This window comes from Nocardioides sp. (assembly GCF_025964975.1).
GTDB lineage: Bacteria > Actinomycetota > Actinomycetes > Propionibacteriales > Nocardioidaceae > Nocardioides.
Map to the genome: position 1 here is coordinate 1 of NZ_JAOPXV010000046.1, position 6,418 is coordinate 6,418.

Below are 6,418 nucleotides of genomic sequence, written 5' to 3' on the forward strand. Positions count from 1 at the left end.
GACCAGGGAGGAGGAGAGCGAGTCGCGAAGGTCAAGGTGGCCTCGCTCGGCCCACGCGTCGACGACGTCGGCCAGGGCGGCCGCGCTGGTCCGGCCAGTCGTGTCCACGCGGACGTCGGCGTCGTCCGGTTCCTCGTACGGCGACGAGATGCCGGTGAACTCCGGGATCTCGCCACGGCGGGCCTTGGCGTACAGGCCCTTGCGGTCGCGTCGCTCGCACTCCTCGAGCGGGGTGGCAACGTGCACGAGGAAGAAGGCGCCGCCGGCCGACTCGACCATCGCGCGCACGTCGGCACGCGTCTCGGCGAAGGGTGCGATGGGGCTGCAGACGGCCAGACCGCCGTGGCGAGAGATCTCGGCCGCCACCCAGCCGATGCGCCGGATGTTGGTCTCCCGGTCCTCCTTGGAGAAGCTGAGGCCGGCGGACAGCTGGCGGCGTACGACGTCTCCGTCCAGGCTGGTGACGCTCCGCACCCCCTGCTCGAGCACGCGGTCTGTCAGGGCACGGGCGAGGGTGGACTTTCCGCTGCCGGACAGGCCGGTGAAGAACAGCACCAGACCCTGCTCGTCGGGCGCGGGCTCGTCCCGGTCGACGACCTCCGCAATCGCGTCGGGGTAGGTGCCCTCGCTGTCCGTCAGCGCGTGCACCGGGTCACCGCCGGCGTAGTTCGCGAGCACCTGCAGCCCCAGCGCGTGATCGGCCTCGGGCTCGCCGTGCGCGGCGAGGGGTACGGCGACCACGGCTGCGTCCGGGAGCAGGTCGGCCGCCGCCAGGGTGGCCCGGACCAGCGCGACCGGCGACAGGACGGGGGTGCCGTGTCCGGCGAGCGCGACCAGGACGACGGGTCCCAGTCGGCGTACCTCATCCAGGTCGGCGGCGGTGAGGGCGTCGGTGACCGGCACCAACGTGCGGCCGGCGTATCGCTCACGCACCTGCTGGGGGCTGAGGTGGAGGCGGCGGAAGGGTCCGAACTGGGCGTGCGTCAGGCTGGTGACGGCTCCGCTGCGCGGGGCGAGCAGGGCGAGGGGCAGCCCCTCGGGGTCGACCAGCTCGATCTCGTCCTCGTCCGCGAGTGCCTCGGGGAGCTGGATGGTCACCACGCTGCCCGGGTCGTTGAAGCCGGTCAGGGGGAGCAGTGCCCCGGTGCTCAGGAGCTCGAGGTCGTCGAGCTCGCGGGGGCTGGGACAGTGTTGGGCCGGGGACACGGGTCAATCCTGCCAGTCGCGGGCCCGTGACCTAGCCTGCAGCCATGTCGAGTCCAGTGGTGGTAGCAGAGATCGTGCGCTCCGGCTTCGTGGAGGGCCATCACTACGGATCGGTGGTGGCCCTCGACGCGACCGGTGAGGTCGACTGGTCGGTCGGCGTGGTGGACCAGCCGATGCTGCCGCGCTCGTGCAACAAGCCGATCCAGGCCCTCGCGATGGTGCGGGCAGGACTCTCGTTGCCGCCCGAGCTGCTCGCGCTCGCCTGTGCGTCCCACTCCGGCGAGACCTTCCACGTCGAGGGAGCCCGCCGCATCCTCGAGTCGGCTGGCCTGACGGAGTCGGCCCTCCAAACGCCGCCGGACTATCCCCTCGACGACGCGGCCCGCGAAGCGGTGATCCGTGCGGGCGGCGACAAGAGCTCGATCCTGATGAACTGCTCGGGCAAGCACGCGGCGATGCTGGCGACCTGCGTGGTCAACGGCTGGTCGATCGACGACTACCTCGAACCCGCCCACCCGCTGCAGCAGGCGATCGCGGCGACCTTCGCCGAGCTCACCGGTGAACCCGTCGACACCGTCGCGGTCGACGGGTGCGGCGCCCCCCTGCTGTCCACCTCACTGATCGGGCTCGCGCGCGCCTTCGGTGCGCTGGCGGTCGCGACGAGTGGCCCGGAGCGGCTGGTTGCCGACGCGATCCGTAGCCACCCTGCCCAGGTCTCGGGGACGACCCGCGACGAGCTCACCCTCCTGACCGCCATCCCCGGCTCCATCGGCAAGGCCGGCGCCGAGTCCTGCTACGCGCTTGCGCTACCTGATGGCCGGTCGTTCGCCCTGAAGACGGACGACGGGGCCCCGCGGGTCCGGCCGGTGCTGATGGCGGCGGCGCTCGAGCGCTCCGGGGTCCTCGACGACGAAGGCGTCGACGCTGACGCCGTACGCCGCACCGGCGCTTTGGTGCTTCTCGGTGGTGGCCGCCCGGTCGGCGAGATCCGCGCCTGCCTGTGAGGTGTGGGCAGGGTCACGCTAACTGAGTTTGCATTCTGCTAACAAGTGTTAGCACTATGGAGGCATGGCCAAGGGCAACAAGGACGGGAAGACCGTCGTCGAGTCTCTCGGCAACTTCCTCAAGGAGCAGCGGCTCGCGTCGCGCCTCTCCCTGCGGCAGCTCGCCGAGCAGGTCGGCGTCAGCAATCCCTACCTCAGCCAGATAGAGCGCCGTCTGCGACGCCCCTCGGCAGAAGTCCTCAACCAGATCGCCAAGGCGCTGCGCATCTCGGCCGAACAGCTCTACATCCAGGCCGGGATCGTCAGCCCGGAGGCGCACGGCGTCACGGTCGAGCTCGCGATCCTCGCCGACACCGGTCTCACCGAGCGTCAGAAGCAGTCCTTGCTCGACGTGTACGCGTCCTTCCTCGCACTCAACGCGGGGCAGGGGCATGACCCATCACCCCTTCACAAGGAGTAACGACATGGCCACCACCAAGACCCGCACCAAGTTCGACATCAGGACCGAGGCCCGCAAGCCCCTCTACGCCGGCGTCGGCATGACCGACCTCGCCGTCGAGAAGGTGCGCGACCTCGTCACCGAGACGCAGACCCGCCTGACGAGCGTCCAGAAGACGGCCACCAACCCCAAGGCCCTGCGCGAGCAGGCCGTGACCGTCGTCGGCTCCCGCGTCGACGCCCTCGCCAAGGACGCCTTGGCCTACCGCGCTGCCATCGAGGCCCGCGTCGCCGAGCTGCAGACCGAGGCCAAGGGCTACCCGGCCCGGGTCTCGAGCCTGGTCGACGAGAACGTCAACTACGCCGCCGACGCGTTCATCGACCTGGTGGAGCGCGGCGAGACCCTCGTCGGCCGCATCCGCCGCCAGAAGTCGACCAAGGACACCGTGGCGTCGGCCCGGACCACCGTGGCGAAGGCCAAGACCACCAACACGCAGGCGCGCAAGACGTCGACCGCGGCCACCAAGACGGCCAAGACGGCTGTCAAGAAGGCCACCGACACCGCCAAGAAGACGAACACCAAGCCGGCGACCAAGAGGGCTGCGGCGACCAAGTCGTCCGCGAAGGCCACGGTCACCACCGCCAAGAACACGGCCGAGAACGCCGTCAAGGCCGTCAGCGACGCTGCCCAGAAGGTCGGCGACTGACGTTCCGTGCCGAGACGCTCCGTCTCGACCCGCTTCAACGAGGCCCCCGGCACTGCCGGGGGCTTCGGCATGTTCGGGGCTCAGCGGGTGCTGGTGACCTCGGCCAGCGCGGGCCGCGTGTCGGCGACGTAGACCAGGGCCGCGATGAGGAACGCGAGGCTGATGAGGTTGAGCGGACGGGCCCCCATCAACATGAGCTGCGCGACGAAGCCGAGTCCCAGCCCGATCGCCCAGCCGACCTTGTTGCCACGGCTGGCGGCCGGGTAGGCCTCAGCGGGGAAGGAGATGGCGCTGATGAAGGCGAAAGCCTTGACCGCCAGCATCGCCAGAACCGCCACCAGGTAGCCGTAGGCCTCCAGCTCGAAGAAGAACACCGCTCCACCCTACGTCTCCGGGGGTCGCATAGGGTGAGACGTCAATCAGCACAGGACGGGGCACGCATGTCGATGGAGTCGGAAGACCGACCGTGGGGCTCGTGGCACGTCATCGATGAGGGTGAGGGCTACAAGGTCAAGCGCATCCATGTCAGTCCCGGGCAGCGGTTGTCCTACCAGACGCACGAGCACCGCTCGGAGCACTGGGTCGTCATCGCTGGTACGGCGACCTGCGTGATCGACGGCGAGACGACGGTCGCGAAGGCGGGCTACTCGGTCGACATCGCCCAGGGTGCCGCGCACCGCATCACGAACATGCACGACGACGAGCTCGTGATCATCGAGGTCCAGCGAGGCTCCTACACCGGCGAGGACGACATCTGCCGGCTCGAGGACGACTACGGCCGCACCGGCTGATCCTGAGTCCGGGCGTCGGCAGTTCGACGGCGCCGAGCGCGGGCCCGGGCGCGTCGGCCGCGAACTGCCGACGTCGGGTCTAGGCCGACCCGCGGGTGCGCGTGCGGACGATCTGGATCAACGCGGCCCGGACGTAGGCAGGGTCGTGCATGACCTCCGCCCACGTGAACCGGACCACGACTTCGATCAACTGCTGGTGTGTCACCTGGCCCTCTCAGAGAGCCGAGTCAGCCACGCACAGCGCCGTGGCACTGTCATAGGCGCGGGCGCAGGCGACGACCGTGGGGACGCGACGGGTCACGTGTCCAGCCATTTCACGCGGTGCGAGGTCCTGCCAGTGCACCTCAAGGTCCCCGACTGGCTTGCGCGAGCCCCGCGAGACCGTGATGCACGGGCGAGTCTTTGGTTCCCTGAGCTTCCAGCCCCAGTGCAACGCCGCCGTCAGATGGGACGCGACCCCGCCTGCTGCGATGGCTTGTCGTCGTACTTCGCGGAGGTCTGCGAGAGCGTAGAGATCGCGTCGTACCCGGCTGACTCGTGCCTCAGCGAGAGCAACGTCGAGCTGGGTCGCGGCCGAGTGTCTCTTTGAGCTCCGTCCAGCTCGCAACCCCACCCCGGGCTCGCAGGGCTTGCACCACGTCGTCCACCGGCCCAGCCTGCCCCCGGTCGTGGGTTCGTCCGCTCCGCTCATCCACAGCCCTGGCGTCGCCAGTTCGACGTCCTCGACGGGTTGCCCAGCCGCGCCCGGCAGGCCGAGCCGTCAACTGCAGACGTCAGGCCTCAGCCGGCGAGGTAGCGGTCGAGAGCGCTGAGGGCGTCCTCGGGCTCGAAGCCCGTGGCGCGGATCTTCGACAGCGACATGACCGACTGCAGTGGCCGGGGGGCGAAGGGGCCGCCCTTGTCGAGCACGCCTGCGGCGTACTCCGCTGTCGTGGTCTCCGAGACGTCTGAGGCTGATCGGCCCGAGCGGGTGAAGACCTCGCGGGCGATCTCGGCCCAGGACATCGGGGCTCCGGCGTTGGACACGTTGTAGATGCCGAAGGGGGCATCGGTGTCGATGAGGTGCCGGGTGGCGCGGGCGAGCTCGTCGGCGAAGGTGAGGCGCCCGACCTGGTCGGAGACCACGCTCGGCGAGACGCCGTTCGACGCCAGGGAGGTCATCGTGCGGACGAAGTTCTTGCCCTCGCCGATCACCCAGGAGGTGCGGACGACGTAGTGCCGGGGCGCGGTGCCCACGGCGATATCGCCGGCGGCCTTCGCCTGCGCGTAGACGCCCAGGGGCGAGAGGGGCTCGTCCTCGGTGTGCTCCTCGGCGGTGCCGTCGAAGACGTATTCGGACGAGTAGTGCACCAGCGTGGCGCCGTGCTCGCGGGCCAGGCGGGCCAGGGTGGCGGGGGCGGTCGCGTTGGCAGCCCAGGCCGTACGCCGGCCGTCGGCGGTCTCTGCCGCGTCGACGGCGGTGTAGGCGGCGGCGTTGAGCACCACGGCGTAGTCGTGCCACGGCAGCTCGGCCACGGCCGCTGCGTCGGTGAGGTCGAGCACGGTGACGCCGTCGCCCTCGACGATGTCCACGAGGTCGGAGTCACCGAACTCGGCCTGCAGCGCCCGGCCGACCTGACCCAGCGCCCCGACGATGAGCGCCTTCTTCGGCGCGATCGCGGTGGACGGGTCGAGGGAGGGGTTGTTCTGGTCCTTGTCGGAGATGATCGCCTCGGTCAGCGGGATGGGCCAGTCGATGGCACAAGCCGCGTCGTCGAGGGCCAGGGCGGGGTAGGTGATGCCGGGACGCCAGTGCTGGTTGACCAGATAGGTGTAGGCCGTCGCGTCCTCGAGCACCTGATAGCTGTTGCCGACGCCGCGCGGGACGAAGACGGCCACCGAGGTGTCCATCTCCAGGGTGAAGGTCGCCCCGAAGGTCTCGCCCTCGCGCATGTCGACCCACGCGCCGAAGATCCGCCCCGTCGCCAGGGAGACGAACTTGTCCCAGGGCTCGGTGTGGATCCCGCGGGTGACTCCACGCTCGGCATTGAACGAGACGTTGTTCTGCACCGGGCCGAAATCGGGCAGGCCGAGATCGACCATCTTCTGTCGCTGCCAGTTCTCCTTGAAGAACCCGCGGGAGTCGTCGCGGCGGTCGAGCCGGAGGACGACCAGGCCCGGGATCGCGGTCTTCTCGAGTCGAGGCAGTGTCTCGAGGGAGGGCGGCGTGCTCACTACTGGCCCTTCTGGGCGTAGGTCGCCTCGACCGCTTCCTTCGCCGGACGCCACCAGT

8 protein-coding genes are annotated in these 6,418 nt (G+C 69.8%); 4 read left to right on the forward strand and 4 right to left on the reverse strand.

Annotated elements, in window-relative coordinates; translation table 11 throughout:
- On the reverse strand, window positions 1-1,206 hold a 1,206-nt coding region (gene cysC / locus JWN68_RS03575; protein WP_297734807.1), incomplete at its 3' end, for an adenylyl-sulfate kinase.
- A 44-nt stretch (window positions 1,207-1,250) separates the two neighbouring features.
- Between cysC and JWN68_RS03580 the strand changes: the two genes are divergently transcribed.
- The 3 genes from JWN68_RS03580 to JWN68_RS03590 all read left to right on the forward strand — a co-directional run bounded on the left by JWN68_RS03580 (window position 1,251) and on the right by JWN68_RS03590 (window position 3,355).
- A complete protein-coding gene (locus tag JWN68_RS03580) occupies window positions 1,251-2,210 on the forward strand; it encodes an asparaginase (protein ID WP_297734810.1) in 960 nt (319 codons plus the stop codon).
- Window positions 2,211-2,274: 64 nt separating this feature from the next.
- Window positions 2,275-2,670, forward strand: a complete 396-nt coding sequence (locus tag JWN68_RS03585; protein ID WP_297734812.1) for a helix-turn-helix transcriptional regulator — start codon at window positions 2,275-2,277, stop codon at window positions 2,668-2,670.
- A 4-nt stretch (window positions 2,671-2,674) separates the two neighbouring features.
- Window positions 2,675-3,355, forward strand: a complete 681-nt coding sequence (locus tag JWN68_RS03590; RefSeq protein WP_297734815.1) for a hypothetical protein — start codon at window positions 2,675-2,677, stop codon at window positions 3,353-3,355.
- An 80-nt stretch (window positions 3,356-3,435) separates the two neighbouring features.
- Here JWN68_RS03590 and JWN68_RS03595 read toward each other — a convergent pair whose 3' ends face one another.
- A complete protein-coding gene (locus JWN68_RS03595) occupies window positions 3,436-3,729 on the reverse strand; it encodes a DUF2516 family protein (RefSeq protein ID WP_297734818.1) in 294 nt (97 codons plus the stop codon).
- Between the two features lie 66 nt (window positions 3,730-3,795).
- Between JWN68_RS03595 and JWN68_RS03600 the strand changes: the two genes are divergently transcribed.
- A complete protein-coding gene (locus tag JWN68_RS03600; RefSeq protein ID WP_297734820.1) occupies window positions 3,796-4,146 on the forward strand; it encodes a phosphomannose isomerase type II C-terminal cupin domain in 351 nt (116 codons plus the stop codon).
- Window positions 4,147-4,225: 79 nt separating this feature from the next.
- On the opposite strand, the gene JWN68_RS03605 is transcribed toward JWN68_RS03600, so the two are convergent.
- Both JWN68_RS03605 and JWN68_RS03610 read right to left on the reverse strand, forming a co-directional pair.
- Entirely contained in the window at window positions 4,226-4,351 is a 126-nt protein-coding gene (locus JWN68_RS03605; RefSeq protein WP_297734823.1) for a hypothetical protein, read from the reverse strand.
- A 575-nt stretch (window positions 4,352-4,926) separates the two neighbouring features.
- Window positions 4,927-6,309: a sugar nucleotide-binding protein gene (locus JWN68_RS03610; protein ID WP_297734825.1), complete on the reverse strand. Its 1,383-nt coding sequence runs from the start codon at window positions 6,307-6,309 to the stop codon at window positions 4,927-4,929.
- Window positions 6,310-6,418: the final 109 nt, after the last annotated feature.

Bases quoted from the DNA above. Each gene is read 5' to 3' on its own strand.
- JWN68_RS03580 (WP_297734810.1), top strand. From the start codon at position 1,251: ATGTCGAGTCCAGTGGTGGTAGCAGAGATCGTGCGCTCCGGCTTCGTG.
- JWN68_RS03585 (WP_297734812.1), top strand. From the start codon at position 2,275: ATGGCCAAGGGCAACAAGGACGGGAAGACCGTCGTCGAGTCTCTCGGC.
- JWN68_RS03590 (WP_297734815.1), top strand. From the start codon at position 2,675: ATGGCCACCACCAAGACCCGCACCAAGTTCGACATCAGGACCGAGGCC.
- JWN68_RS03600 (WP_297734820.1), top strand. From the start codon at position 3,796: ATGTCGATGGAGTCGGAAGACCGACCGTGGGGCTCGTGGCACGTCATC.